The 24,821-nt window shown below is 72.9% G+C and carries 24 protein-coding genes and 1 tRNA gene; 10 read left to right on the top strand and 15 right to left on the bottom strand.

The window, feature by feature from the left end:
• Positions 1-123: 123 nt before the first annotated feature.
• The 4 genes from mshC to ACWDVG_RS27230 all read right to left on the bottom strand — a co-directional run bounded on the left by mshC (position 124) and on the right by ACWDVG_RS27230 (position 3,696).
• Positions 124-1,353 (bottom strand): cysteine--1-D-myo-inosityl 2-amino-2-deoxy-alpha-D-glucopyranoside ligase, encoded by a 1,230-nt coding sequence (gene mshC / locus ACWDVG_RS27215; protein WP_451702849.1) that lies wholly within the window; start codon positions 1,351-1,353, stop codon positions 124-126.
• A 195-nt stretch (positions 1,354-1,548) separates the two neighbouring features.
• Positions 1,549-2,352, bottom strand: coding sequence for an SCO1664 family protein (locus tag ACWDVG_RS27220; protein WP_451702851.1), 804 nt, complete (start codon positions 2,350-2,352; stop codon positions 1,549-1,551).
• Complete coding sequence (locus ACWDVG_RS27225) at positions 2,349-2,939, bottom strand: DUF3090 domain-containing protein (RefSeq protein ID WP_451702854.1); 591 nt, start codon at positions 2,937-2,939, stop codon at positions 2,349-2,351. The genes ACWDVG_RS27220 and ACWDVG_RS27225 overlap by 4 nt, the downstream gene beginning before the upstream one ends.
• Before the next feature lie 67 nt (positions 2,940-3,006).
• Entirely contained in the window at positions 3,007-3,696 is a 690-nt protein-coding gene (locus ACWDVG_RS27230) for a histidine phosphatase family protein (RefSeq protein ID WP_451702856.1), read from the bottom strand.
• 65 nt (positions 3,697-3,761) lie between these two features.
• On the opposite strand from ACWDVG_RS27230, the gene corA reads away from it, so the two are divergent.
• Positions 3,762-4,757, top strand: a complete 996-nt coding sequence (gene corA / locus ACWDVG_RS27235; RefSeq protein WP_451702859.1) for a magnesium/cobalt transporter CorA — start codon at positions 3,762-3,764, stop codon at positions 4,755-4,757.
• A 45-nt stretch (positions 4,758-4,802) separates the two neighbouring features.
• Here corA and ACWDVG_RS27240 read toward each other — a convergent pair whose 3' ends face one another.
• Both ACWDVG_RS27240 and ACWDVG_RS27245 read right to left on the bottom strand, forming a co-directional pair.
• The gene (locus ACWDVG_RS27240; RefSeq protein WP_451702862.1) at positions 4,803-5,588 is read right to left on the bottom strand and encodes a ferritin-like domain-containing protein; all 786 of its coding nucleotides are present in this window, start codon (positions 5,586-5,588) and stop codon (positions 4,803-4,805) included.
• 224 nt (positions 5,589-5,812) lie between these two features.
• A complete protein-coding gene (locus ACWDVG_RS27245) occupies positions 5,813-6,862 on the bottom strand; it encodes an LLM class F420-dependent oxidoreductase (RefSeq protein WP_451702864.1) in 1,050 nt (349 codons plus the stop codon).
• Between the two features lie 129 nt (positions 6,863-6,991).
• On the opposite strand from ACWDVG_RS27245, the gene ACWDVG_RS27250 reads away from it, so the two are divergent.
• Together ACWDVG_RS27250 and ACWDVG_RS27255 are read left to right on the top strand one after the other, a co-directional pair.
• Positions 6,992-7,969, top strand: a complete 978-nt coding sequence (locus ACWDVG_RS27250) for an aldo/keto reductase (RefSeq protein WP_451702865.1) — start codon at positions 6,992-6,994, stop codon at positions 7,967-7,969.
• Positions 7,966-10,203 (top strand): helix-hairpin-helix domain-containing protein, encoded by a 2,238-nt coding sequence (locus tag ACWDVG_RS27255; protein ID WP_451702867.1) that lies wholly within the window; start codon positions 7,966-7,968, stop codon positions 10,201-10,203. The genes ACWDVG_RS27250 and ACWDVG_RS27255 overlap by 4 nt, the downstream gene beginning before the upstream one ends.
• Before the next feature lie 59 nt (positions 10,204-10,262).
• Here the strand turns inward: ACWDVG_RS27255 and ACWDVG_RS27260 are convergent, their stop codons facing one another.
• On the bottom strand, positions 10,263-10,952 hold the full coding sequence (locus ACWDVG_RS27260) for a hypothetical protein (protein WP_451702869.1): 690 nt from the start codon (positions 10,950-10,952) through the stop codon (positions 10,263-10,265).
• 48 nt (positions 10,953-11,000) lie between these two features.
• Between ACWDVG_RS27260 and ACWDVG_RS27265 the strand changes: the two genes are divergently transcribed.
• Positions 11,001-11,189 (top strand): DUF5703 family protein, encoded by a 189-nt coding sequence (locus tag ACWDVG_RS27265; protein WP_015032473.1) that lies wholly within the window; start codon positions 11,001-11,003, stop codon positions 11,187-11,189.
• A 74-nt stretch (positions 11,190-11,263) separates the two neighbouring features.
• Here the strand turns inward: ACWDVG_RS27265 and ACWDVG_RS27270 are convergent, their stop codons facing one another.
• From ACWDVG_RS27270 to ACWDVG_RS27280, 3 genes are all read right to left on the bottom strand, one after another.
• A complete protein-coding gene (locus tag ACWDVG_RS27270; protein WP_451702871.1) occupies positions 11,264-12,073 on the bottom strand; it encodes a chaplin in 810 nt (269 codons plus the stop codon).
• 157 nt (positions 12,074-12,230) lie between these two features.
• The gene (gene chpH / locus ACWDVG_RS27275) at positions 12,231-12,464 is read right to left on the bottom strand and encodes a chaplin ChpH (RefSeq protein WP_123450641.1); all 234 of its coding nucleotides are present in this window, start codon (positions 12,462-12,464) and stop codon (positions 12,231-12,233) included.
• 127 nt (positions 12,465-12,591) lie between these two features.
• Positions 12,592-13,917, bottom strand: a complete 1,326-nt coding sequence (locus ACWDVG_RS27280; RefSeq protein WP_451702873.1) for a M20/M25/M40 family metallo-hydrolase — start codon at positions 13,915-13,917, stop codon at positions 12,592-12,594.
• Positions 13,918-14,122: 205 nt separating this feature from the next.
• Here ACWDVG_RS27280 and ACWDVG_RS27285 point away from each other — a divergent pair.
• Positions 14,123-14,210: transfer RNA gene (locus ACWDVG_RS27285), tRNA-Leu, on the top strand.
• 51 nt (positions 14,211-14,261) lie between these two features.
• Complete coding sequence (locus ACWDVG_RS27290; RefSeq protein ID WP_451702874.1) at positions 14,262-15,191, top strand: RluA family pseudouridine synthase; 930 nt, start codon at positions 14,262-14,264, stop codon at positions 15,189-15,191.
• On the opposite strand, the gene ACWDVG_RS27295 is transcribed toward ACWDVG_RS27290, so the two are convergent.
• The 4 genes from ACWDVG_RS27295 to ACWDVG_RS27310 all read right to left on the bottom strand — a co-directional run bounded on the left by ACWDVG_RS27295 (position 15,175) and on the right by ACWDVG_RS27310 (position 19,391).
• Positions 15,175-15,804, bottom strand: coding sequence for an MBL fold metallo-hydrolase (locus ACWDVG_RS27295; RefSeq protein ID WP_451702877.1), 630 nt, complete (start codon positions 15,802-15,804; stop codon positions 15,175-15,177). The two genes, ACWDVG_RS27290 and ACWDVG_RS27295, sit on opposite strands and share 17 nt — an antisense overlap.
• Complete coding sequence (locus tag ACWDVG_RS27300; protein ID WP_451702879.1) at positions 15,804-16,889, bottom strand: S-(hydroxymethyl)mycothiol dehydrogenase; 1,086 nt, start codon at positions 16,887-16,889, stop codon at positions 15,804-15,806. Before ACWDVG_RS27300 ends, ACWDVG_RS27295 begins: the two co-directional genes overlap by 1 nt.
• A gap of 135 nt (positions 16,890-17,024) precedes the next feature.
• Positions 17,025-18,491, bottom strand: a complete 1,467-nt coding sequence (locus ACWDVG_RS27305) for an amino acid permease (protein WP_451702881.1) — start codon at positions 18,489-18,491, stop codon at positions 17,025-17,027.
• A 198-nt stretch (positions 18,492-18,689) separates the two neighbouring features.
• Positions 18,690-19,391 carry a FadR/GntR family transcriptional regulator gene (locus ACWDVG_RS27310; protein ID WP_451702883.1) on the bottom strand — a complete coding sequence of 234 codons (702 nt, stop codon included), beginning with the start codon at positions 19,389-19,391 and terminating at the stop codon, positions 18,690-18,692.
• Between the two features lie 155 nt (positions 19,392-19,546).
• Between ACWDVG_RS27310 and ACWDVG_RS27315 the strand changes: the two genes are divergently transcribed.
• Both ACWDVG_RS27315 and ACWDVG_RS27320 read left to right on the top strand, forming a co-directional pair.
• Entirely contained in the window at positions 19,547-20,071 is a 525-nt protein-coding gene (locus ACWDVG_RS27315) for a gluconokinase (RefSeq protein WP_451702886.1), read from the top strand.
• Between the two features lie 44 nt (positions 20,072-20,115).
• On the top strand, positions 20,116-21,513 hold the full coding sequence (locus ACWDVG_RS27320) for a GntP family permease (protein ID WP_451702889.1): 1,398 nt from the start codon (positions 20,116-20,118) through the stop codon (positions 21,511-21,513).
• Positions 21,514-21,630: 117 nt separating this feature from the next.
• On the opposite strand, the gene ACWDVG_RS27325 is transcribed toward ACWDVG_RS27320, so the two are convergent.
• Positions 21,631-23,286, bottom strand: coding sequence for an FAD-binding dehydrogenase (locus ACWDVG_RS27325; protein WP_451702891.1), 1,656 nt, complete (start codon positions 23,284-23,286; stop codon positions 21,631-21,633).
• A gap of 94 nt (positions 23,287-23,380) precedes the next feature.
• Between ACWDVG_RS27325 and ACWDVG_RS27330 the strand changes: the two genes are divergently transcribed.
• Together ACWDVG_RS27330 and ACWDVG_RS27335 are read left to right on the top strand one after the other, a co-directional pair.
• Positions 23,381-24,058, top strand: a complete 678-nt coding sequence (locus tag ACWDVG_RS27330) for a TetR/AcrR family transcriptional regulator (RefSeq protein WP_451702893.1) — start codon at positions 23,381-23,383, stop codon at positions 24,056-24,058.
• The gene (locus tag ACWDVG_RS27335; RefSeq protein ID WP_451702895.1) at positions 24,055-24,819 is read left to right on the top strand and encodes a glucose 1-dehydrogenase; all 765 of its coding nucleotides are present in this window, start codon (positions 24,055-24,057) and stop codon (positions 24,817-24,819) included. The genes ACWDVG_RS27330 and ACWDVG_RS27335 overlap by 4 nt, the downstream gene beginning before the upstream one ends.
• The last annotated feature ends 2 nt before the right edge of the window (positions 24,820-24,821 follow it).

The following is a 24,821-nucleotide window of genomic DNA, read 5'->3' on the forward strand; positions in this document are numbered from 1 at the left end:
GTGAGTGTAGTACAGGGGTGACAGAGTCTCAGAGTGGGGTGATCGCCCCGGCGGCCTGGCCGTCCCCCCCACCCCGCCGGATGGTGGGGGGGGAGCGGTCCGCGTCGTGGGGGACGTCCGGCGCTACAGCGCGACGCCGAGGAGGGCGTCGACCGTACGGGAGACGAGGCCCGGGGCGGACTCGTCGGTGCCGCCCGCGGCGGTCTGGAGGTCGGCCCAGCGGTCGACCGCGGCGAGCGCGGCCGGGGCGTCCAGGTCGTCGGCGAGGGCCTCGCGGACCTCCTCGACGAGGGCGTCGGCGGACGGGCCGTCGGGGCGCGAGACGGCGGCGCGCCAGCGGTCGAGCCGGTCGACGGCGTCCTGGAGGACCTGGTCGGTCCACTCCCAGTCGGCGCGGTAGTGGTGGGAGAGCAGGGCGAGCCGGATGGCGGCCGGGTCGACGCCGTCGCGGCGGAGCGCGGAGACGAAGACGAGGTTGCCCTTGGACTTGGACATCTTCTCGCCGTGGAGCGCCACCATGCCGGCGTGGACGTACGCCGTGGCCATCGGGAACTCGCCGGTGAGGGTCTGGGCGTGCGAGGCGCCCATCTCGTGGTGCGGGAAGATCAGGTCGGAGCCGCCGCCCTGCACGTCGAAGCCCATGCCGAGGTGGTCGAGGGCGATGGCGACGCACTCGATGTGCCAGCCGGGGCGTCCGCTGCCGAGGCTGCCGCCGTCCCAGCTCGGCTCGCCCTCGCGGGCGGCCATCCAGAGCATCGGGTCGAGGGGGTTCTTCTTGCCGGGCCGGTCCGGGTCGCCGCCGCGCTCGGCGGAGAGGTGGCGCATCAGCTCGGTGTCGTAGTTCGAGACCCGGCCGAAGTGCGGGTCGGCCTCGACGGAGAAGTAGATGTCTCCGTCGAGTTCGTAGGCGGCGCCGGAGTCGCGCAGCCGCTCGACGAGCGGCACGATGCCGGGTATGGCCTCGACCGCGCCGATGTAGTGCTGGGGCGGCAGCATGCGCAGGGCGGTCATGTCCTCGCGGAAGAGGGCGGTCTCGCGCTCGGCGAGGCCGACCCAGTCGATGCCGTCGCGGAGGGCGCGCTCCAGGAGGGGGTCGTCGACGTCCGTCACGTTCTGGACGTAGTGCACCTGCCGCTTGGTGTCGAGCCACACGCGCTGCACGAGGTCGAACGCGTTGTAGGTCGCCGCGTGACCCATGTGGGTCGCGTCGTACGGCGTGATGCCGCAGACGTAGATACGGGCGACGGGGCCGGGGGCGAGGGTCACTCGTCCGCCGGTCGCGGTGTCGTGGATCCGGAGGTCGCGGCCCTTGCCGGGCAGGGCGGGGACCTCAGAAGCGGGCCAGGCATGCATGACCCGAGCGTAACCGGACAGGTGTTCCGGATACGAACCGGATCGAAGATCTTGACCGATTAGGCGCTCTTGCGGGTCGGGGGCGTGCGTGCATCCCCCGAGGCATTCATGGCCCCTGCACGGATCTGGCCGAAAAAGCGCGACCGAACCTGTGACCCGGATCACCTCCGGCCGCGCGGGCTCGGAACAGGGCCCTCAGACCGGCGGCCAGGGGATCGCGGGCCACTGCCCCGACGGCTCCGGGTGCCGCCCGGCGGCCCGCAGCGCCCCGACCCGGCCCCGCAGCGCGTCCACCTCGGCCGCCGTGAGCAGCTCCGCCAGACGGGTGACGAGGGGCGCGCCGGGCGCGAGCGCCGCGTCGAGTCCGTCGAGGACCTCCGCCGCCTCGCCGGGCAGCGGCTCGCCCGCCCACCCCCACAGCAGGGTGCGCAGTTTGTCGTCGACGTGAAAGGTGACGCCGTGGTCGATGCCGAACAGCCGCCCGCCGGGGGCCGGCAGCAGATGGCCGCCCTTGCGGTCGCCGTTGTTGATGACGGCGTCGAGGACGGCGAGCCGCCGCAGCGCGGGGGTGTCGGCGTGCACGAGGAGCGCGGTGCGGCCCTCGCCGACCTCGGCGGGCCCGATCGCCTTCCAGCCCTCGGCCGCCTCCTCGTCCTCGGTGAGCGCCAGCAGCCGCGCCTCCGGGTCGACCTCGACCCAGAGCTGGACCATGCCCTCCCCGTACGGCCCGTCGCGCAGCACGGTCGGCGGGATCAGCCCCCAGCCGGTGGCCTCGGAGATCTCGTAGGCGGCGACCTCGCGCTGGGCGAGCGTGCCGTCGGGGAAGTCCCACAGGGGCTGCTCCCCCGCGACCGGCTTGTAGACGCAGGCCGCTTCCCTGCCCCCGTACGCGACCGAGCAGTACAGCACGGCGTTGGAGGCCTCGCGGACGCGGCCGCGCACGGTCAGCTCACCGCGCGCGAGCAGCTCGGCGTCGCGCGGTCCTTCGGGACTGCTCATGCTCCGCGACGGTATCCGTTCTGGCGGGGGCAGACGTGGCCCTCCGGGTCCAGCGGCAGGCTGCACAGGGGACACGGCGGGCGGCCGGCGTTCACCACGTCGAGGGCCCGCTTGGCGAAGGCGCGCGCCTGGGCGCCGGTGAGGCGGACCCGGAGCATGGGCGGGCCGTTCTCCTCGTCCTGGAGCAGCCGCTCCTCGGCCTCGGCGAGGTCCTCGTCGGAGTCGGCCTCCAGTTCGACGAGGGCCTGCGCCTCGACGATCATGCGCTGTTCCTCGCCGTCCCAGGCGAGCGCCATGGTGCCGACCCGGAACTCCTCCTCGACGGGGACGTCGAGGGGGGCGGTGTCCGCGATGTCGGCGGGGGCGACGGCGGGGACGGGGGCGTTGCCCCCGGTGCGGCGCACGACCTCGTCGAGGAGTTCGTCGATGCGCTCGGCGAGGGCCGCGACCTGGGTCTTCTCCAGGGCGACGCTGGTGACCCGGCCGGCCGCGGACGCCTGGAGGAAGAAGGTGCGGCGGCCAGGCAGTCCGACCGTACCGGCCACGAAACGCTCCGGTGGGTCGTAGAGGAACACCTGACGGGACACGTTCCCGGCTCCCTTGCGTCTCGACAGTCGTACTACTGCGGCGCGTCCACCCTACTGCGCGAAGGGATCACGGTGCGCCCGCGCCGCCGCCGACCTCCGCCGTCCCCCCGTCGCCGGGCGTCTCGCGCGCGGCGAGCGCGGCGAAGTCCCCGGTGTCGCCGAGGCGTACGAGGAAGGGCCGCAGGCGCGTGTAGCGGATGACGGTGACCGAGCAGGGGTCGACGTGGACGCGCTGGAAGAGGTCCAGGTGGAGGCCGAGGGCGTCGGCGACGATCGACTTGATGATGTCGCCGTGGGAGCACATGGCGTAGACGGCGTCCTCGCCGTGCTCGGCCTCGATCCGCGCGTTCCAGTCCCGTACGGCCTCGACGGCGCGGTCCTGCATGGCGCGCATGGACTCGCCGCCGGGGAAGGCGGCGGCGGAGGCGTGGGCCTGGACGACCTCCATCAGCGGTTCGTCGCCCAGCTCGGCGAGCTTGCGCCCCGACCAGTCGCCGTAGTCGCACTCGTTGATCCGCTCCTCGACGTGCAGCGGGAGTCCCGGCCGGGCGTCCAGGAGGGGCCGTACGGTCTCGCGGCAGCGCTGGAGGGGGCTGGAGACGACGGCGGCGAGCGGTACGCCCGCGAGGCGTCCGGGCAGCGCGGCGGCCTGCGCGGCCCCGCGCTCGTCGAGCGCCACACCGGGCGTGCGCCCGGCGAGGACCGCGGAGGTGTTGGCGGTGGAGCGTCCGTGCCGGACGAGGATCAGCGTGGCCATGCCCGCCAGCGTAGGACAGGCCCCGAGCGGAGCGCGCATGCGTGGGTCGGGGCGGACGGGGAAGAATGCGGCGCATGATCGTGGACTCGGCCATCTATCGGGACGGGCGCCGGACGGGCGGCCCCGCCGACCTCTCGCAGGCCCTGGAGGAGGCCAGGGCGGCGGGCGACGCCTTCTTGTGGGTGGGACTGCACGAGCCGACACCGGCGGAGTTCGACCACGTCACCTCGGAGTTCGCGCTGCATCCGCTGGCCGTCGAGGACGCCCTGAAGGCCCATCAGCGCCCCAAGCTGGAGGTGTACGACGACTCGCTGTTCGTCGTCCTCAAGCCGGTGCTGTACGAGCCGGAGAGCGACCGGGTCTCCTCGGGCGAGCTGATGCTGTTCATGGGCGACTCGTTCGTGGTGACCGTGCGGCACGGCGAGGGCGCGCCGCTGGCGGCGGTGCGCAGGCGGCTGGAGGCCGACCCCGAACTGCTGAGGCACGGCCCGACGGCGGTGCTGTACGCGGTCAGCGACGCGATCGTGGACCACTACGTGGAGGTGGCCGGGGAGCTCCAGGTGGACCTGGAGGAGCTGGAGGCGGACGTCTTCACCCCGGCGGGCGGCGGCCGGCCGGGGAACACGGCGGAGCGGATCTACACGGCGAAGCGGCAGGTCCTGGAGTTCCGTCGGGCCAGCGGCCCGCTCCGGGCGCCGATGTCGCGGCTGACGTCGGGCACGGTGCCGTTCGTGCACGAGGAGGCGCGGCCGTTCTTCCGGGACGTGGAGGACCATCTGACCCGCGCCAACGAGCAGGTGGAGGGGCTCGACCGGCTGCTGTCGGACGTCCTGTCGGCGCATCTGGCGCAGATGGGGGTGCGGCAGAACGACGACATGCGGAAGATCTCGGCGTGGGCGGCGATGGCCGCGGTCCCCACCATGGTGGCGGGGATCTACGGCATGAACTTCGACCACATGCCGGAGCTGCACTGGGCGGGGTCGTACCCGGTGGTGATCGTGGTGATGGCGGGGGCCGTCGTGGGCCTGTACCGGCTGTTCAAGCGCCGGGGCTGGATGTAGGTCGGGGGTCGCGGGGCGACGAGGCCGGCAGGCGCGCGCGGTGGTTCAGAAGGCGGGGGCCGGGGTGGCCGGGCCGCCGAGGGCGTCGAGCCGCTCGGGCATCCGGAGGTCGACCATGCGGTGCCAGCCGGCGGCCCGCTCGTACGCGTACACGCCGTGGATCCCGGCGGCGAGGGCGGCGGCCTTGGGACGGGGCCAGCGCAGGATGCGGCCCATGTGGCCCATGACGGCGAGGCTGACGTCCCGGTAGACCTGGATCTCGGCGAGCGCGGAGGCGCGCAGGGTGCGCTGGATCAGCCGGCCGTGGCCCGCGCGGGCGAGCCGGAGCAGCTCCTCGTGGCAGTAGGCGAGGTGGTTGTCCTCGTCGTTGCAGATCATCCTGATGGCCTTGCCGAGCTCGGGGTGGTCCCCGAAGTACTTCACCAGCAGCTGCATCTGGGCCGCGGCCCGTTCCTCGGTGACCCGGCTGTGGGAGAGGTAGACGACGACGTCCTCCTCGGTGAGCGGCCGGTCGCCGCGCAGCTTGGAGTGCGCGAGGCCGATGCCGCGCTCTTCGAGGAGCATCGTGTAGTCGGTGTCGGGGGGTACGGGGACGGGGTCGAGGCCGCGCTTGTGCATGAGCGCGTGGAAGATGCGGCCGTGCTTGTCCTCGTCGGCGCCGTGCCGGGTGATCTTGGGCGCCAGCTCGCGCATGCCGGGGGCGACGAGGGCCGCGATCCGCGCGTTCTCCCAGCCGCCCTGCGCTTCGCCGCTTGCGGCGATCGAGCAGAAGAGCCGGAAGGCCTCGTCGTCGTCGATGATCTCCTGGAACACGCTCTTCGCCGTGAGCATCGCCGCCACCTTCCCTGCGGATGCGGACGTCCGTCCGGGAGACCGAGTCAAATGCGGTCCGGGACGGCGGGCAACAGGAGGGGTCCGGGGCTCGGCCGAAAGAGTGAGGGGCGGGGCCGTAACCGCCGGCGTCGTGACGCGTTGTTCTGCGTGACGGCCGTGGCGGGGAAGACCCCCGAGCCCCCACCACGGCCGCGGACGTTCCCGCCGCTCTCCGGCCGCCGTTACGCGAGGCCCGCGCGCTCCATCGCCTCGACGCCCGCCCGCAGCGCCGCCACCCGCTCGTCGAGGGTGAAACCGGCCGGGGAGAGCGTGAGGGTGGTGACGCCGGCCGCCGCGTAGGCGGTCATCCGGTCGGCGATCCGCTCCACCGAGCCCAGCAGGGCGGTCTGGTCGATCAGGGTGCGGGGCACGGCGGCGGCCGCGCCCGTCTTGTCGCCCGCCAGGTACTTGTCCTGGATCTCGGCGGCCTCCTTCTCGTACCCCATGCGCCGCGCGAGCTGGTTGTAGAAGTTCTGCTTGCGGCTGCCCATGCCGCCGACGTAGAGGGCCGTGTACGGGCGGAACACGTCCGCCAGCGCGTCCACGTCGTCCCCGAGGGCGATCGGGAGGGTCGGGCAGACGTCGAAGCCGTCCATGGTGAGGCCGGCCTTCTCGCGTCCGGCGCGCAGGGGGCGCAGGGCCGTCTCCTCCAGGTGCTCGGCGGAGGGGAAGATCAGCAGGGCGCCGTCGGCGATCTCGCCCGTCTGCTCCAGGTTCTTGGGTCCGATGGCCGCGATGTAGACGGGGATGTGCTCGCGCTGCGGGTGGACGGTGAGCTTGATGGGCTTGCCGGGGCCGTCGGGGAGCGGCAGGGTCCAGTGCTCGCCGTCGTGGGTGAGGCGCTCGCGGGACATGGCCTTGCGGACGATCTCGACGTACTCGCGCGTGCGGGCGAGCGGCTTGTCGAACTTGACGCCGTACCAGCCCTCGGAGACCTGGGGGCCGGAGACGCCGAGGCCGAGCCGGAAGCGGCCGCCGGAGAGGGAGTCGAGGGTGGCGGCGGTCATCGCCGTCATGGCGGGCTGGCGGGCCGGGATCTGCATGATCGCGGAGCCGACGTCGATCCGTTCGGTCTTCGCCGCGACCCAGGACAGGACGGTGGGGGCGTCGGAGCCGTACGCCTCCGCGGCCCAGCACACGTCGTAGCCGAGGCGGTCCGCCTCCTGGGCGACGGCGAGGTTGTCGCCGTCCATGCCGGCGCCCCAGTAGCCGAGGTTGATGCCGAGCCGCATTCCACGCACCCCTTACCCATCGGTAACGTCCCTGTGCCGGGGACTCTAGCGCGCGGTCCCCGCATCCGTCAGGGCTCCGTTGTCCACAGGCTCTCTCCGCGTGGTGCCCTGGCCAGTAATCTCGCGGCCATGGAGCAGAGGCATCTCGGACGTACCGGCCTGCGCGTGTCGCGTCTCGGGCTCGGCACCCTCACGTGGGGCCGGGACACCGACGAGCACGACGCGGCCGAACAGTTGAAGGCGTTCTGGGACGCGGGCGGGACGCTCGTCGACACCGCCGACGTGTACGGGGGCGGCGAGGCGGAGTACCTGCTCGGGCGACTGATGGAGCGGCTGGTGCCGCGCCGGGACCTCGTCCTGTCGACCAAGGCCGGCAGCGTGCCGGACCCGGACCGGCGCACCGACGGTTCGCGCGGCCATCTGCTCGCGGCCCTCGACGCCTCGCTCGACCGGCTCGGCACCGACCACGTCGACCTCTGGCAGCTGCACGCCTTCGACCCGTACACGCCCCTTGAGGAGTCGCTCCAGGCGCTCGACATCGCGGTGCGCAGCGGCCGGGCCCGGTACGCGGGCGTGGCGAACTTCTGCGGCTGGCAGCTGGCGAAGGCCGGCACCTGGCAGCTCGGCGGCGACCGGACCCGGCTCGCGGGGGCGCAGCTGGAGTACTCGCTGCTCCAGCGGGGCGTCGAGCGCGAGGTGCTGCCCGCCGCGCTGGACCTGGGGATAGGCCTGCTGCCGTCCTCGCCGCTGGGGCGCGGGGTGCTGACGGGCAAGTACCGCGGCGGGACCCCGGGGGACTCGCGCGGGGCGTCGGAGACGATGGCTCCGTTCGTGGAGCCGTACCTCGACGAGGCGGCGAGCCGGATCGTGGACGCCGTCGCGACGGCGGCCGACGGCCTCGCGACGACCCCGCTGCACGTGGCCCTCGCGTGGGTCCGCGACCGGCCGGGGGTGACCGCCCCGATCGTCGGCGCGCGGACGGCACGCCAGCTCACGGCCGCGTTGTCGGTGGAGACCCTTAGTCTTCCTGACGAGATCTGCCGGGCGCTCGACGATGTGTCGGCCCCGGTGCACCGCTATCCGGATCACGACTGGAGCACCCTGTGACCGACCCCTCCGTCGAGCCCGTCACCGAGACCACCGAGCCGGCCGATGCTCCCGGCGGGGCCGGGGCAGCCGCCGAGCCCGCCGAGTCCACGGAGCCCACCGAGTCCACCGGGGGCGGGGCGACCGCCCCGGAGGTCGACGGCGCGGACGGCGGGGCCGACGGGGAGGCGGAGACGGGGACGGAGAAGGAGGCGGATTCCGGCGCCACGGCCGAGGGGGCGGGCGCGGAGGAGAGCGAGGCCGGGCAGCTGAGCGAGGCGCAGGCCGAGCTCGCGGCCCAGCGGGAGCTGCGGGCGCGGATCGAGGCGCGGAAGGCCGAGAAGGCCGGACCCGTCGCGGCCGGGGCCAAGCTGAGCGGGACGGCGGCCGATCTGCTGGCGGCCGTACGGGCGGTGGAGAGCGGCAAGGCGGCGAGCGCCGTGTTCGCGGAGCCGCCGCGGGCGCCGGAGCCCGCACCGCAGCCGCCCGCGGCACCGGCGTCGCCCGCACCCGTACCCGTACCCGCGTACGCCGCCGGGTCCGAGGCCGTACGACCGGCCGGGCCCGCCCCCGGGACCACCGAGGCGGTGCGCGAGGTGCTCGCCCGCGGCGGGGCTCCGGAGTCACTGGCCGGGGAGGTGGCCCGCGCGCTCGGCGACAACGCGGCCGCCGCGCTGCGCGCCGACCCCTGGCAGCTGCTCGCGGTGCCGGGCGTCCTGCCGGAGCAGGGCGACCGCTTCGCGCGGGCGCTCCTCGGAGCCGAGTGCGGTCCCGACGACCCGCGCAGGGCCGTCGCCCTCACCGTGTGGCTCCTCGAGAAGGCGGCGCGGCAGGGACACACCGCCGTCGAGACCGGCGCGGTCCGCTCCGGCCTCGCGGGCCACCGGGTCCCCGACCCGGACAAGGCCGTCGAGATCGCGGTCGCCGAGGGCGCGGTGCTGGTCTTCCAGGAGGAGACCGAGGAGACCGAGGCGCACGACGACGGGGCGGAGGAGCCGGAGGAGTCCGCCGGTGCGGCGTCCCCGGAGCCGGACGCGCCGGTGCTGCTCGGCCTCGACCGGTACGCGATGGCCGAGGAGAGCCTCGCCGACGGGCTCGCCCGGCTGGTCAGGACGGCCACCCCCGAGACCTGGGAGGGCTCCGAACTCGCCCGCGCGGCGGGTGCCCACGGGCTGGTCCTCCACACGGGCGGCGAGGCGGCCCGCGCCGAACCGGTGGCGCTCGCCGCCGAGGCCCGCGCGCGCGGCCTGCGCACCCTGGTCGCCGTGCACAGCGCGGAGGGGCTGCGGGCGGTCCCCGACGCCGTGACCCTCACCGCCCTGCTCTCCGGCGCGGCGGGCCCCGGCCGGGACGAGGACGGCGCCCTCGCCCTGGACCTCCTCGTCGTCCTCGACGCCCCGCAGCTGGACGTGGAGACGGCGACGACGCTCGTGGAGTCGCTGCCCGACGGCTGCCGCCTGGTCCTCGGCGGGGACCCGGAGGTGCTCGGCGCCCCGGGCCCCGGACGGGTCTTCGCCGATGTGCTCGCGGCCCGGGTGTGCCCGCGCGTGGCCTCGCGGGTCCCGGACGCGGGCCCGATCGGCGAGCTGGTGTCGGGCATCGGCATCGGCGAGCTGAACCAGGTCGAGGCGCCGGGCAAGGAGGTCGTGATCGTCCCGGTCCGGGACGCCGGCGAGGCCGTGCACCGCACGGTCCAGCTGGTCGCGGACTCGGTGCCCCGGGCGATCGGGGTGCCCGCGGACCGGACGCAGGTGATCACGGTCGGCCACGGCGGCTCCGCGGGCACCCGCGCCCTCAACGCGGCGCTCAAGCAGCGGCTCAACCCGGGGCCCGGCCGCTTCGGCGGCTACGACCCGGGCGACCGCGTGGCGTACGCGCCCGCGCCGGGCCGGACGGTGCTCGGGACGGTCCTCTCGGCCGACGCCGAGGGCCTGCGGCTGCGCTGCGGCACCGAGGAGCCGGTCGTACCGAAGGAGCGGGTGGAGTCGGCCCTGCGGCACGGCTGGGCGCTCACCGCGCACCAGGCGGTCGGCGGGCGCTGGCCCGCGGTGGTCGTCGTCCTGCCCGGCGACGCGGGCCAGTGGCTGACCCGGCCCTGGGTGTACACGGCCTTCGGCCGGGCGGAGCGGCACCTCTCGGTGGTGCACGGGGTGGAGCAGGCCCTCGCGCGGGCGGTCGCCGAGCGGCCGGCCCCGGAGCGCACGACCCGGCTGCGGCCGCTCCTGGAGGGGCTGCTCGCCGCCGACGAGGAGTGAAGGACGGAGGGCCGGGGCACCCGTGGGTGTCCCGGCCCTCCTCGCTCGTGCGGCGCCCGTCAGAAGCGGGCGGCGGCGCCCTCGGGCTCCACGTCCTCCGCGTCCTCGGCCTCGGCGTCTTCGACGTCCTCGGTTTCTTCGGCGTCCTCGTCGAACTCCTCATCGAAGACGGAGCTGATGTCGAAGCGGCAGACGACCCGCTCCGGGTCGACGTGCTCGAAGGGACTGTCGAGCCACTCCCCCGGCTCGGGCGGTTCGTCGGCCGTGCTGAGCCAGAGCGTGGAGTCGCCCTCCTCCAGGCCGAACTCCTTGTGCCGCGACGCGATCTCGTCGGGCTCGTACTCGCCGAAGACGACGCCGAGCGCGGCCGCCGTCCCGGAGGGCCCGTCGGCGTCCCGGTCGAGCGCGGTGACGCGCCGGGCCTGCGCGATCAGCCGCTTGGGTTCGACGACGGCGTAGTCGCGGCGGATCAGCAGGCTGAGGGCGTGAGGTTCGTCAGGTCCGGCGTAGGGCGGGAGGCGGTCGTCGGCTCCCGGGATCTCGAAGGGGGTCACCTCGTCGTAGCGGTCGTAGAGGATTTCGTCGTAGGCCTCGGCCGCCGTGGCAAGGGCGTTGAAGGCCTCGTAGACGGCCGGGTCGTCGTCTCCCGAGCGGCGTTCGACCGCCGCGAGGTGACGGTCCAGTGCGGCTTTGACCGCCTCGGCGGCGGCACGTACCTCGGCAGCGGTGGGCTGCGCAGCATCAGACATGGGACAGACGCTATCCGTACCGGGCCGGTGCCCGCACAATAGATACCGATGCCGGAATACGAATTTGTCGACGTGTACGTGCCGCGCGGTGTCTCCCGCAAGGAGGCCACGCGGCTCCTGACCGACCATGCCGAGTACGGACACTGGGAGTTGGACCGCCTGAGCCTGCACCGTGACGGGAGCCGCAGGGTGCGGCTGAAGCGCCGGATCATCCGCCAGGTCCGGGCGACCTGGTGAGACGGTGAGACCGTGAGACGACGAGAAGGGGCCCCGCGCTGTGCGGGGCCCCTGTGCGTGGTGCGCGCGTCGGGTCAGGCGGCGCGGCGGGCGCGGCGGTAGATCAGCGAGCCCGCGAGCAGCAGTCCGGCGCCGACGGGGGCGGCCACGCCGAGCATCCCGGAGCCGGTCTCGGCGAGCTCCTCGTCGGCACGCGGCGGGGTGATCCCGTGGGCACCGGGCTCGTTCGACCCGCCGTCGGTCCCGGGCGGGGTCGGCGTCCCCGGAGTGGACGGCGTGGCCGGGGTGCCGGGGTTGCCGGGCGTACCGGGGTTGCCCGGGTTACCCGGATTGCCGGGGTTCCCCGGGTTGCTGGGATTCCCCGGGTTCCCCGGGTTGCCCGGGTTGCCGGGGTTCCCCGGGTTACCCGGATTACCGGGGTTGCCGGGATTGCCCGGCTTCGTCGGCTCGACGCCGTTGCCGCAGTTGTTGCCCGCCGCCGGGTTCAGCGCGCCGACGCCCGTGACGCTGTTGCCGCAGACGTTGACCGGTACGTCGACGGGCACCTGGACGACGTTGCCGGAGCCCACGCCGGGCGAGTTGCTGCTGCCCCCCTCGGCGGAGGAGCCGCCGCCGGGCTTGCCCGGCTTGCCGGGCTTCGAGACGTTGGCGCACGTGTTCCCCATCGCCGGATTGAGGAGTCCGACGACGCTGACGGTGTTGCCGCAGGCGTTCACCGGCACGTGGACCGGGACCTGGACGGTGTTTCCGGACGCGACGCCCGGAGAATTCGTGGCCGTACCGCTCGCGCCGGAGTCGGCGTTCGCGTAACCGCCGCCGAGAGCGGCGAAAACGCCTCCCGCGGCCGCGACCGTGATGAGGCCCTTGCGTGTGACCTGTCGCATTGCTTGCTTTCCCTGCCTTATCGGCTCATCGCCTTCTCGGCTTCCAAGAGGACCACCGGGCGGAACACCCGGGCCCGAAATGGCCACCGGCCCCGGAGTGCATGGCACGCACTCCGGGGCCGGACCGGCTCACACCCTCACGGGGCGAGGGACAACGTCAGGCGTTGACGCAGGTGTTGCCGAAGGCGGGGTTCAGCAGACCGATCACGGAGACCGTGTTGCCGCACACGTTCACGGGGATGTGAACCGGCACCTGGACGACGTTGCCCGAGAGGACACCGGGGGAGCCGATGGCCGCACCCTGGGCACCCGCGTCGGCGACGGCCATGCCCGCGCCCGCGAGAACGAGACCGCCGGTGGCAGCCGCAGCAGCGACGACCTTCTTGATCATTATTCCTCCTAGTTGACAATGCGGCCCCAGCCGCGGACCGCATCACCTGTAACGAGGGGGACGGGTGGGGGCTACGGCCCCCGGGTGCATTCACTCTTTCCGGTCACGTGCGTACGGGCGATCGAATTCAGCAGGCGTCGATGAAGCGGTCCAGGACGCGGACGCCGAACTTCAGGCCGTCGACGGGGACCCGCTCGTCCACGCCGTGGAACATGCCGGCGAAGTCGAGCTCGGGCGGCAGCTGGAGCGGGGCGAAGCCGAAGCAGCGGATGCCGAGGTCGTCGAAGGACTTGGCGTCGGTGCCGCCGGAGAGCATGTACGGCACGGCGCGGGCGATCGGGTCCTCGGCGCGCAGCGCGAGCTGCATCGCGTCCACGAGGGCGCCGTCGAAGCTGGTCTCCAGGGCCTTGTCGCCGTGGACGTCCTCGCGCTTCACGCGCGGGCCGAGGATCCGGTCCAGGTCGGCGAGGAACTCCTCCTCGTACCCGGGCAGGAAGCGGCCGTCGACGTGCGCGGTGGCCTGACCGGGGATGACGTTCACCTTGTAGCCGGCGCCGAGCATGGTCGGGGCGGCGGAGTTGCGGAGGGTGGCGCCGACCATCTTGGCGATGCCGCCGAGCTTGGCGAGGGTGGCGTCCATGTCCTCGGGGTCGAGCGGGGTGCCGAGGGCGTCCGACAGCTCGTCGAGGAAGCTCCGCACGGTCTTGGTCACCCGCACCGGCCACTGGTGGCGGCCGAGGCGCCCGACGGCCTCGCAGAGCTCCGTGATGGCATTGTCGCTGTTGGTCATCGAGCCGTGGCCCGCGGTGCCCTCGACCGTGAGCCGCATCCAGTGCATGCCCTTCTGGGCCGTCTCGACCAGGTAGAGCCGCAGGTTCTCGTTGACCGTGAACGAGAAGCCGCCGACCTCGCCGATGGCCTCGGTGACCCCGTCGAAGAGGTCGCGGTGCTTGTCGACGAGGTGACGGGCGCCGTAGGTGCCGCCGGCCTCCTCGTCGGCGAGGAAGGCGAGGACGATGTCGCGCGGGGGCTTGCGGCCGCTGCGGAGCCGGTCGCGGACGACCGCGAGGGTCATGGCGTCCATGTCCTTCATGTCGACCGCGCCGCGGCCCCAGACGCAGCCGTCGGCGACCTCGCCGGAGAAGGGGTGGTGGGTCCAGTCCTCGGCGTTGGCCGGGACGACGTCGGTGTGGCCGTGGATGAGCAACGCCGGGCGCGACGGGTCCTCGCCCTCGATGCGGGCGACGGTCGAGGCCCTCCCCCGGTGCGACTCGATGATCTTCGGTTCGAGACCCACCTCGGCCAGCTTCTCCGCGACGTACTCGGCGGCCGCCCGCTCGCCGGGGCCCGAGTGGTCGCCGTAGTTGCTGGTGTCGATGCGGATCAGGTCGCGACAGAGGTCCACGACCTCGTCCTCGCCCCTGACGCTCCCGGTCGTGTTCGACTCGCTCACGCTGCTTCCTCCCACTCCGTGCCCCACGTGCTTCCTTGCGATCGCCCCCATCCTCGCGCGGATGCTCCCCGCTCCCAAGGGCGCCCCTCGGCCGACCTGCGCCGGTCCCCCGCGGGGGGCCGGACGGGTGGTGATCGACCACCTCGAATGTTTGCTATGGTTTTCCTCGTCGGAAGGGCCCAGCGGGCCGGACGACAGATCACCTGTCCGGGTGGCGGAATGGCAGACGCGCTAGCTTGAGGTGCTAGTGCCCTTTATCGGGCGTGGGGGTTCAAGTCCCCCCTCGGACACCAGCGAAGGACCCCACATCATGTGGGGTCCTTCTTGTTACGGCGGTAGGTCCGGTGCGACGCAGATCCAAGGCCCCCTCCTCTCCGCTCCCCCAGCGGGACGGGATCGACGCGGTGCGGGTGCGGCTGCCCGAGGACCCCGCGGGCGCCTGGACGAGCGTGCGGGAGTACCTGCTCGAGCGGTACGGGGCGGCCGTCGGAGCCGCACGGATCGAGGAGATGCTGGCGGCGGGGCGGTTCGTCGGGGCCGACGGGCGGGCGGCCGACGGGGACGAGCCGTACGCGGCGGGGCGGGACCTCTGGTTCCACCGGGACTTCCCGGCCGAGACGCCGGTGCCGTACGGGATCGGGGTCGTGCACCGGGACGAGCGGATCCTGGTCGTGGACAAGCCGCACTTCCTGGCGACCATGCCCCGCGGGCGGCACGTCACGGAGACCGCGCTGGCCCGGCTGCGGCGCGACCTGGGGCTGCCCCGGCTGCAGCCCGCCCACCGGCTGGACCGGCTGACGGCGGGGCTCGTGCTCTTCGTCGTACGGCCGGAGGACCGGGGGGCGTACCAGACGCTGTTCCGGGACCGGGTCGTGCACAAGGAGTACGAGGCGGTGGCTCCGTACGATCCGGCGGTGGAGCTGCCGGTGACCGTGCGGAGCCGGATCGTGAAGGAGCGCGGGGTGATGGCCGCCCGGGAGGAGCCGGGCGAGCCGAACAGCGAGAGCCGGATCGAGCTCGTGGAGCGGCGGGGCGGGCTCGGGCGGTACCGGCTCGTGCCGGTGACCGGGCGGACGCACCAGCTGCGGGTCCACATGAACGCGCTGGGGCTGCCCATCCTGCACGATCCGGTCTACCCGGTGGTCCGTGAGGACGGGCCGGAGGACTTCGGGCGGCCGCTGCAGCTGCTGGCGCGGACGCTGGAGTTCACCGACCCGGTCACGGGCGTGGCGATGCGGTTCGAGAGCCGGCTGCGGCTCAGTGCCCTCGGTTGATCCACTCCTGGAGCTGGGGCGCCTCAGCGCCGATGGTGGTCGCGTCGCCGTGGCCGGTCCGCACCACCGTCTCCGGGGGGAGCGTGAGGAGCTTCTCGCGGATCGAGCCGATGATCGTCGGGAAGTGGGAGAAGGACCGGCCGGTGGCGCCGGGGCCGCCCTGGAAGAGGGTGTCGCCGGTGAAGACGGTGCCCAGGTCGCGGGCGTAGAGGCTGACGGCGCCGGGGGCGTGGCCGGGGGTGTGCAGGACGGTGAGGTCCGTTCCCGCGATGGTGAGGACCTGGCCGTCGGCGAGTTCGCCGTCCGGGCTGTGGTCGGGGTGCGTCTGCTTCCACAGCGGCTGGTCGGCGGGGTGCAGCAGGATGCGGGCGCCGGTGGCGGCGGCGAGCGCGGGTGCCGCGTCGATGTGGTCGTCGTGGGCGTGGGTGCAGACGATGGCGCGCAGGGTGCGGCCGTCGAGGGCGGCGAGGATGGCGTCGGCGTCGTGGGCGGCGTCGATGACGATCGCCTCGGTGTCGTCGCCGACGATCCAGACGTTGTTGTCGACGTCCCAGGTGCCGCCGTCGAGGCTGAAGGTGCCGGAGGTGACGAGGTGGTCGATGCGGGCGGCCATCACAGCACCACCACCGAGCGCAGGACGTCGCCCTCGTGCATGCGGGCGAAGGCCTTCTCGACGTCGCCGAGGCCGATGGTCTCGGTGACGAAGGCGGCGAGGTCGATGCGGCCCTGCTGGTGCAGGTCGATGAGCATCGGGAAGTCGCGGGAGGGCAGGCAGTCGCCGTACCAGGAGGACTTGAGGGAGCCGCCGCGGCCGAAGACGTCGAGAAGGGGGAGTTCGAGCTTCATCTCGGGGGTGGGCACGCCGACGAGGACGACGGTGCCGGCGAGGTCGCGGGCGTAGAAGGCCTGCTCGTACGTCTCGGGGCGGCCGACGGCCTCGATGACGACGTCGGCGCCGAAGCCGCCGGTGAGGGCGCGGATCGCCTCGACGGGGTCGGTGGTGCGGGAGTTGACGGTGTGGGTGGCGCCCATCGCCTTCGCCGTCTCCAGCTTCCGGTCGTCGATGTCGACCGCGATGATCTTCGCGGCTCCGGCGAGGCGGGAGCCGACGACGGCCGCGTCGCCGACGCCGCCGCAGCCGATGACGGCGACGGTGTCGCCGCGGCCGACCTCGCCGGTGTTGATCGCGGCGCCGATGCCGGCCATGACGCCGCAGCCGAGGAGGCCCGCGACCTCGGGGGCGACGGTGGGGTCGACCTTGGTGCACTGGCCGGCGGCGACGAGGGTCTTCTCGGCGAAGGCGCCGATGCCGAGGGCCGGCGAGAGCTCGGTGCCGTCGAGGAGGGTCATGCGCTGCCGGGCGTTGTGGGTGGCGAAGCAGTACCACGGGCGGCCGCGCAGACAGGCGCGGCAGGTGCCACAGACGGCGCGCCAGTTGAGGACGACGAAGTCGCCGGGGGCGACGTCGGTGACGCCGTCGCCGACGGACTCCACGACCCCGGCGGCCTCGTGGCCGAGGAGGAAGGGGAACTCGTCGTTGATCCCGCCTTGCTTGTAGTGGAGATCGGTGTGGCAGACGCCGCAGGCCTGGATCTTCACGACGGCCTCGCCGGGGCCGGGGTCGGGGATCACGATCGTCTCGACCCGCACGGGCTCGTTCCTGCCGGGGGCGACGACCCCCTGGACCTGCTGTGGCATGTGAACTGTCCTTCCTCCGGGCTGATCTTGTACGGCTCCTGCGTACCACTGTCTCCTGAGGAAACGCGAGACCCCCGCAGGTCGTGCCCTGCGGGGGTCTCGCTCCCGTCCCGTCGGGGGAGGACGACGGGAGGATCAGCCGCGGTTCGCCGCGGCGGTCGCGCGGACCCGGCCGCGGACCAGGAACCAGCCGCCGACGAGCGCGGCCGCGATGAGCGGCAGGCAGTTGACGGTGGTGCGTCCGATGCCGCCGTCCATCCACATGAGGACCACGACGGAGGCGAGGAAGACCAGGGTCACGATCTGGGTGTAGGGGGCCCAGGGCAGCTGGTAGGCGGGCCGGGTGAGCCTGCCCTCCTTGGCGCGCCGCACGAAGAGCAGCGAGCAGACCATGATCATGGCCCAGGTGCCGATGATGCCGATGGAGGCGAAGTTGAGGACGAGCTCGAAGGCGTCCTCGGGCATCACGAAGTTGAGGAGGACACCGGCGACGCCGAAGCCCGCAGTCAGCAGGATGCCGCCGTAGGGGACGCCGCCCTTGTTCATGACGCCGGTGAACTTGGGCGCGGAGCCGGACAGCGACATGGAGCGCAGGATGCGGCCGGTGGAGTACAGGCCGGAGTTGAGGCTGGAGAGCGCGGCCGTCAGGACGACGAGGTTCATCACGCCGGCGGCGCCGGGGATGCCGAGCTTGTCGAAGACGGTGACGAAGGGGCTCTGGTCGCCGGAGTACGCGGTGTACGGGAGGATCAGCGCGAGCAGGACGACGGAGCCGACGTAGAAGAGGCCGACGCGCCACATGATCGAGTTGATCGCCTTCGGCATGATCTTCTCGGGGTTCTCGGTCTCGCCGGCGGCGACGCCGCAGAGCTCGACGGAGGCGTAGGCGAAGACGACGCCCTGGATGAGCAGCAGCATCGGCATCATGCCGTTGGGGAAGATGCCGCCGTTCTCGGTGATGTTGCCGAAGCCGGGGGTGTGGCCGCCGACGTCGTGCGAGGTCACGACGAGGAAGATGCCGACGAGCATGAAGGCGACGAGCGCGGCGACCTTGACGATCGCGAACCAGAACTCCATCTCGCCGAAGTACTTCACGGAGATGAGGTTGGCGGCGAGGACGACCGCGAGGGCGATCAGGGCGAGGATCCACTGCGGGACGTCGCTGAACATCGACCAGAAGTGGGCGTAGGTGGCCGCGGCGGTGATGTCGGCGACGGCGGTGGTCGACCAGTTGAGGAAGTAGAGCCAGCCGGCCGTGTAGGCGCCCTTCTCGCCCATGAACTCACGGGCGTAGGAGACGAAGGCGCCGGAGGAGGGGCGGTAGAGCACGAGCTCGCCGAGGGCGCGGACCACGAAGAAGGCGAAGACGCCGCAGACCGCGTACGCGATGAAGAGGGAGGGTCCGGCGTTGGCCATGCGGCCGCCGGCGCCCAGGAACAGACCGGTGCCGATGGCGCCGCCGATGGCGATCATGTTGATGTGCCGGGACTTGAGGTCCTTGCGGTATCCGGCGTCGCCGGCGTCGATGTGGGGGGACGCCGTCGGCCCGGGGGCCGCGGTGGCGGACAGCGGGTCGGCCGCAGTGGAGACGCGGTCACTCATGGAGTTGTTCGCCTTCGTGAGGGGGTGGGCTGTGCGGTACCCGGCCGTGCCCTTGTGGGGCTCTCGGCACGGCCAGCGGACATCCTCACGGCAAGCTGGGGTGACTGACTGTGAGCGAATTCACTGAACGCCCGTATTTGAGCTAGTTCAGAGGTTACGCACGGGTGAACTTACGGAGGCGGCTGGGCCCGCGGCGCCTCACGGGGCGAGGACGTCCAGCTCCTTGAGCGCGCCGACCGCGATCTCGCGGGTCAGCGCCTCGGCGCGGGCCGCGTCCCGTTCCCGTACTGCCTCGGCGACCTGGACGTGGAGGGTGACGGCGGCCGGGTCGGGGTCCTCGAACATCACGTGGTGGTGGGTGCGGCCGGCGAGGACCTCGGCGACGACGTCGCCGAGGCGGGCGAACATCTCGTTGCCGGAGGCGTTGAGGACGACCCGGTGGAAGGCGATGTCGTGGACGAGGTACTCCTCCAGGCGGCGGCCGCGCGAGGTGGCGACCATGCCGAGGGCGCACTCGGTCAGCTCGCGGCACTGCTCGGGGGTGGCGTTCTCGGCGGCGAGCCCCGCGGCGACCGGCTCGACGGCCGAGCGGAGCACCGTGAGCGAGCGGAGCTGACGGGGGCGGTCGGCGCCGGCCAGGCGCCAGCGGATGACCTGGGGGTCGTACACGTTCCAGCTGGCGGTCGGCAGGACGGTGACGCCGACGCGGCGGCGGGACTCGACGAGGTGCATGGACTCCAGGACGCGCACGACCTCGCGGACGACGGTCCGGGAGACGTCGAAGCGCCGGGCCAGCTCGTCGGTGCGCAGCACGGTGCCCGGGGGGTACTCCCCGGCGGTGATCGCGAGGCCCAGGGTGGCCAGGACGTGGGAGTGGAGCCCCTGGGCCGGTGTCGTCATGGTGATCAGCCTATGCGCGCTCCCCCGGGCGATCACAGCGGGGAATGAAAAGTACGACTTTTATGTCACAGCCTCTTGAATACGTCGTACCCAATGGGTTTCATGAGCGCGACGGATCCACGAATCGATGTCGAAGAAGACAGCGAGGCACCCCCATGAGCACCACCCCCCGCACCGGTCCCCCCGTCGTCGTCGTGATGGGCGTCGCCGGGACCGGCAAGACGACGATCGGCCCGCTGGTGGCGAGGGCGCTCGCCCTCCCGTACGCGGAGGGCGACGACTTCCACCCGGCGGCCAACGTCGCCAAGATGTCGGCCGGGGTCCCCCTCGACGACGAGGACCGGGGGCCCTGGCTCGACGCCATCGGGGAGTGGGCGCACGGTCGCGCCGGGCTCGGCGGGGTGGTGAGCAGCTCCGCCCTCAAGCGGATCTACCGGGACCGGCTGCGCGCCGCCGCGCCCGGAGTCGTCTTCCTCCATCTGACCGGCGACCGCGAGCTGATCGAGGCGCGGATGGCCGGCCGCAAGGGCCACTTCATGCCGACCGCCCTGCTCGACTCCCAGTTCGCCACCCTGCAGCCGCTGCAGGACGACGAGGCCGGCGTCGCCGTCGACGTCTCCGGCACCCCCGAGGAGATCGCCGCCCGTGCCGTGGCCGCCCTGCGCGGCCTGGCCGGCTGAGCCTCTCCGTCCCCTTCCCCCCTGCCCGTACGAAGGACCCCACCGTGACCCGTCTCAGCGTCGAGACCCTGGCAGCGGACGCCGTCGAACCGATCACCTCGGCCGGCAACGCCCAGCTGGGCATCGCCGTACTCGCCGGCATCGCCGTCATCGTCCTGCTCATCACCACGTTCAAGCTGCACGCGTTCCTCGCGCTGACCATCGGGTCGCTCGCGCTGGGCGCGTTCGCCGGCGCCCCGCTCGCCGACACCATCAAGTCGTTCACCACCGGACTCGGTGCCACCGTGGCCGGCGTGGGCGTGCTCATCGCGCTCGGCGCGATCCTCGGCAAGCTCCTCGCCGACTCGGGCGGCGCCGACCAGATCGTCGACACGATCCTCGCCAAGGCCGGCGGCCGGGCCATGCCCTGGGCGATGGTCCTCATCGCCTCCGTGATCGGCCTGCCCCTCTTCTTCGAGGTCGGCATCGTGCTGCTGATCCCGGTGGTCCTCATGGTCGCCAAGCGCGGCAACTACTCGCTGATGCGGATCGGCATCCCGGCCCTGGCCGGCCTGTCGGTGATGCACGGGCTCATCCCGCCGCACCCCGGCCCGCTCGTCGCGATCGACGCCGTCGGCGCCAACCTGGGCGTCACCCTCGCCCTCGGTCTCGTCGTCGCGGTCCCGACCGTGATCATCGCCGGGCCGGTCTTCTCCCGGTACGCGGCCCGCTGGGTCGACGTCCCGGCCCCCGAGCACATGATCCCGACGCGCCCGTCCGAGGACCTGGAGAAGCGCCCCGGCTTCGGCGTCACCGTCGCCACGGTGCTGCTGCCGGTCGTCCTGATGCTGGTGAAGGCGCTCGTCGACATCGTCGTCGACGACCCGGAGAACGGCGTCCAGAAGGTCACCGACGTCATCGGCTCGCCGCTGATCGCGCTGCTCGCCGCCGTCATAGTGGGCCTGTTCACGCTGGGCCGGGCGGCCGGCTTCACCAAGGAGCGGCTCTCCTCCACCGTCGAGAAGTCCCTCGCCCCGATCGCGGGCGTGCTGCTGATCGTCGGCGCGGGCGGCGGCTTCAAGCAGACCCTGATCGACATCGGCGTCGGTCAGATGATCCTCGACTTCTCCAAGGACTGGTCGATCCCGGCGCTGCTGCTCGCCTGGCTGATCGCGGTGGCGATCCGGCTCGCGACGGGCTCGGCGACGGTCGCCACGATCTCGGCGGCCGGCCTGGTGGCTCCGCTGGCGGAGGGCATGTCGACGGGTGAGACGGCGCTGCTCGTCCTCGCGATCGGTGCGGGCTCGCTCTTCTTCAGCCACGTGAACGACGCCGGGTTCTGGCTGGTGAAGGAGTACTTCGGCCTGAACGTCGGCCAGACGGTCAAGACCTGGTCGGTGATGGAGACGATCATCTCGGTCGTGGGGCTGGTGTTCGTGCTGCTGCTGTCGCTGGTGCTGTAGCGCGGGAGCGGTCGGTGCATGGGGGGGGTGGCTGATGCGGGAGGGGCCGGTCGTGGAGGCGTACGTCGTCTCCACGGCCGGCCCTCGCGCGTGAGGCGGCGCCCCAGGCTCGGTCGCTCAGTCGACCGAGCGGGCCGCCGAGCGGCCCGCCGCGCGGCCCGAGAAGATGCAGCCGCCGAGGAAGGTGCCTTCGAGGGAGCGGTAGCCGTGGACGCCGCCGCCGCCGAAGCCGGCCGCCTCGCCCGCCGCGTACAGGCCGGGCAGCGGGTCGCCGGTCTCGGTCAGGACGCGGGAGGAGAGGTCGGTCTGGAGGCCGCCGAGGGACTTGCGGGTGAGGATGCTGAGGCGGACGGCGATCAGGGGGCCCGCAGCGGGGTCGAGGATGCGGTGCGGGGCCGCCGTGCGGATGAGCCGGTCGCCGAGGTAGCGGCGGGCGCCGCGAACCGCCGTGACCTGGAGGTCCTTGGTGAAGGGGTTGGTGATCTCGCGGTCGCGGGCGGTGATCTCGCGGCGCAGGGCCGTCTCGTCGATCAGGTCCTCGCCGGTGACGCGGTTCATGCCGCGCACGAGGGAGGCGAGGTCCTTCTCGACGACGAAGTCGGCGCCCCGGTCCATGAACGCCTGGACGGGCGCCGGGACGTCGGCGCGGGCGCGGACGAGGACGTCGCGGATCGACTTGCCGGTGAGGTCGGGGTTCTGTTCGGAGCCGGAGAGGGCGAACTCCTTGCCGATGATCCGCTTGTCGAGGACGAACCAGGTGTGGTCGTGGCCGGTCCGCATGATGTGTTCGAGGGTGCCGAGGGTGTCGAAGCCGGGGAAGAGCGGGACGGGCAGCCGCTTGCCGGTGGCGTCGAGCCAGAGGGAGGACGGTCCGGGCAGGATGCGGATGCCGTGCCGGGCCCAGATGGGGTCCCAGTTCTCGATGCCCTCGGTGTAGTGCCACATCCGGTCGCGGTTGACGTGGTGGGCCCCGGCCTTCTCGGCGATGCCGAGCATCAGTCCGTCGACGTGGGCGGGCACGCCGGAGAGCAGCCGGGCGGGCGGGGTGCCGAGCCGGGCGGGCCACTGGGCGCGCACGAGGTCGTGGTTGCCGCCGATGCCTCCGGTGGTGACGATCACGGCCTGGGCGCGCAGTTCGAAGGCGCCGGTGGCGGTGCGGCTGCTGGCGGCGCCGCGGGCGGCGTCCGAGGGTTCCAGGATCTCGCCGGAGACGGTGTCGACGGTTCCGCCGGTGCGGCCGAGGGCGGTGACGCGGTGGCGGAAGCGGAGGTCGACGAGGCCGCGGGCGGCGCCCTCGCGGACCTTGCGGGCGAAGGGCTCGACGAGGCCCGGTCCCGTACCCCAGGTGATGTGGAAGCGGGGGACGGAGTTGCCGTGGCCGTTCGCGTCGTAGCCGCCGCGCTCGGCCCAGCCGACGACGGGGAAGAACCGCACCCCGCGCGCGTGCAGCCAGGAGCGCTTCTCGCCGGCGGCGAAGTCGACGTACGCCTCCGCCCAGCGGCGGGCCCAGACGTCCTCCGGGCGGTCGAAGCCGGCGGTGCCGAGCCAGTCCTGGAGGGCGAGGTCGCGGCTGTCCTTGATGCGCATGCGGCGCTGTTCGGGCGAGTCGACGAGGAAGAGTCCGCCGAAGGACCAGTGGGCCTGGCCGCCGAGGGACTGCTCGGGCTCCTGGTCGAGGAGGATCACGGAGCGGCCGGCGTCGACCAGCTCGGCGGTGGCGACGAGACCGGCGAGGCCGGCCCCGATCACGATCACATCGGCGTCATGGGGCATGGACCGCATCTTGGATACACGAATGTATCGAGTCAACGGTTTCGCCGTCCTCCCTTCCCTCCCATTTTTTAATGTCGAGCATTAGCATGGGGTCATGGGCAGAACATCCGGACCCGAGACCCGGGAGCGGCTGATCCGCGCGGCGGAGGAACTCTTCGCCGCCCGGGGCGTCGACGGCGCGCAGCTGCGGGACGTCGTCCGCCTCGCAGGACAGGCCAACCCGTCCGCCGTCCAGTACCACTTCGGCTCGCGCGCCGGGCTCCTCGACGCCGTCATGGCCGGCCGCCAGGCCCGTACGGAAGCGGTGCTCGCGCCGCTGCTCGACGCCGTCCCGCGTGAGGGAAATGGGGGCGGAGGCGATGAGCTGCACGGCCTGGTCGCCGCCCTCGTCACCGCAGAGGCGAGCGAGCTGCGCACCGACCGGGGCCGCCGCTGCCTGCGGATCTCCGCGCAGCTCAGCCACGAGAGCGGCGTGCGCGCCCGCACCCCGCACCCCACGCTCGCCGGCACCGGCGCCTGGCGCCTGATCGAGCGGGTCGCCGACCGGCTCGCCGCCGAGGGGCTCCCCGAGCCGCTGCTCCTGGAGCGCCTCGACCTGGCGCTCACCGTCGTCGGCGCCGCCCTGGCGGACCGCGCCCGGCAGTACCTCGACGGCACCGAGCCGCTCACCGACGAGCCGCTCTTCCTCGCCGACCTCGTCGGGACCACCACCGCGCTCCTCCGGGCCCCGCGGCCCCGGAGCGTCACACCTCTCCGGAAGGACCCCTCATGATCGACCTCACCGGCAAGACCGTCCTCGTCACCGGCGGCGCCCGCGGCCTGGGAGCGGAGGCCGCCCGGCAGGCGGTGGCCGCCGGGGCGAACGTGGTCGTCACCGACGTGCTCGACGAGGACGGCGAGGCGACCGCCGAGGCGCTCGGCGAGCGGGCCCGTTTCCTGCACCACGATGTCACCTCGGAGGAGGAGTGGGCGGCGGCCGTCGCGTACGCCGTGGCCGAGTTCGGCAGGCTGCACGGCCTGGTGAACAACGCGGGCATCTCCACGGGCGCCTTCCTGGAGACCGAGTCCGTCGAGCACTTCCGCAAGGTCCTCGACGTCAACCTGACCGGTGTCTTCATCGGCATGAAGGCCGCGATACCGGCGATGAAGGAGGCCGGGGGCGGCTCGATCGTCAACATCTCCTCCGCCGCGGGCCTGATGGGCCTGGCCCTCACCGCCGGCTACGGTGCCTCCAAGTGGGGCGTGCGCGGCCTGACGAAGATCGGCGCGGTGGAGCTCGGCACGGCCGGCATCCGGGTCAACTCCGTCCACCCCGGCATGACGTACACCCCGATGACCGCCTCCGTCGGCATCGAGCGCGGGCCGGGCAAGTACCCCAACACGCCCATGGGCCGGGTCGGCGAGGCGGACGAGATCGCGGGCGCGGTCGTCTTCCTGCTCTCGGACGCGGCCTCGTACGTGACGGGCGCGGAGCTCGCCGTGGACGGCGGATGGACGACCGGCCCGACGGTCTCGTACGTCATGGGGCAGTGATT

The sequence above is a fragment of the Streptomyces sp. NPDC003327 genome (genome assembly GCF_053589515.1).

Bases quoted from the DNA above. Each gene is read 5' to 3' on its own strand.
- mshC (WP_451702849.1), bottom strand. From the start codon at position 1,353: ATGCATGCCTGGCCCGCTTCTGAGGTCCCCGCCCTGCCCGGCAAGGGC.
- ACWDVG_RS27220 (WP_451702851.1), bottom strand. From the start codon at position 2,352: ATGAGCAGTCCCGAAGGACCGCGCGACGCCGAGCTGCTCGCGCGCGGT.
- ACWDVG_RS27230 (WP_451702856.1), bottom strand. From the start codon at position 3,696: ATGGCCACGCTGATCCTCGTCCGGCACGGACGCTCCACCGCCAACACC.
- corA (WP_451702859.1), top strand. From the start codon at position 3,762: ATGCGGCGCATGATCGTGGACTCGGCCATCTATCGGGACGGGCGCCGG.
- ACWDVG_RS27240 (WP_451702862.1), bottom strand. From the start codon at position 5,588: ATGCTCACGGCGAAGAGCGTGTTCCAGGAGATCATCGACGACGACGAG.
- ACWDVG_RS27245 (WP_451702864.1), bottom strand. From the start codon at position 6,862: ATGCGGCTCGGCATCAACCTCGGCTACTGGGGCGCCGGCATGGACGGC.
- ACWDVG_RS27250 (WP_451702865.1), top strand. From the start codon at position 6,992: ATGGAGCAGAGGCATCTCGGACGTACCGGCCTGCGCGTGTCGCGTCTC.
- ACWDVG_RS27260 (WP_451702869.1), bottom strand. From the start codon at position 10,952: ATGTCTGATGCTGCGCAGCCCACCGCTGCCGAGGTACGTGCCGCCGCC.
- ACWDVG_RS27265 (WP_015032473.1), top strand. From the start codon at position 11,001: ATGCCGGAATACGAATTTGTCGACGTGTACGTGCCGCGCGGTGTCTCC.
- ACWDVG_RS27270 (WP_451702871.1), bottom strand. From the start codon at position 12,073: ATGCGACAGGTCACACGCAAGGGCCTCATCACGGTCGCGGCCGCGGGA.
- chpH (WP_123450641.1), bottom strand. From the start codon at position 12,464: ATGATCAAGAAGGTCGTCGCTGCTGCGGCTGCCACCGGCGGTCTCGTT.
- ACWDVG_RS27295 (WP_451702877.1), bottom strand. From the start codon at position 15,804: ATGGCCGCCCGCATCGACCACCTCGTCACCTCCGGCACCTTCAGCCTC.
- ACWDVG_RS27300 (WP_451702879.1), bottom strand. From the start codon at position 16,889: ATGCCACAGCAGGTCCAGGGGGTCGTCGCCCCCGGCAGGAACGAGCCC.
- ACWDVG_RS27305 (WP_451702881.1), bottom strand. From the start codon at position 18,491: ATGAGTGACCGCGTCTCCACTGCGGCCGACCCGCTGTCCGCCACCGCG.
- ACWDVG_RS27310 (WP_451702883.1), bottom strand. From the start codon at position 19,391: ATGACGACACCGGCCCAGGGGCTCCACTCCCACGTCCTGGCCACCCTG.
- ACWDVG_RS27315 (WP_451702886.1), top strand. From the start codon at position 19,547: ATGAGCACCACCCCCCGCACCGGTCCCCCCGTCGTCGTCGTGATGGGC.
- ACWDVG_RS27325 (WP_451702891.1), bottom strand. From the start codon at position 23,286: ATGCCCCATGACGCCGATGTGATCGTGATCGGGGCCGGCCTCGCCGGT.
- ACWDVG_RS27330 (WP_451702893.1), top strand. From the start codon at position 23,381: ATGGGCAGAACATCCGGACCCGAGACCCGGGAGCGGCTGATCCGCGCG.
- ACWDVG_RS27335 (WP_451702895.1), top strand. From the start codon at position 24,055: ATGATCGACCTCACCGGCAAGACCGTCCTCGTCACCGGCGGCGCCCGC.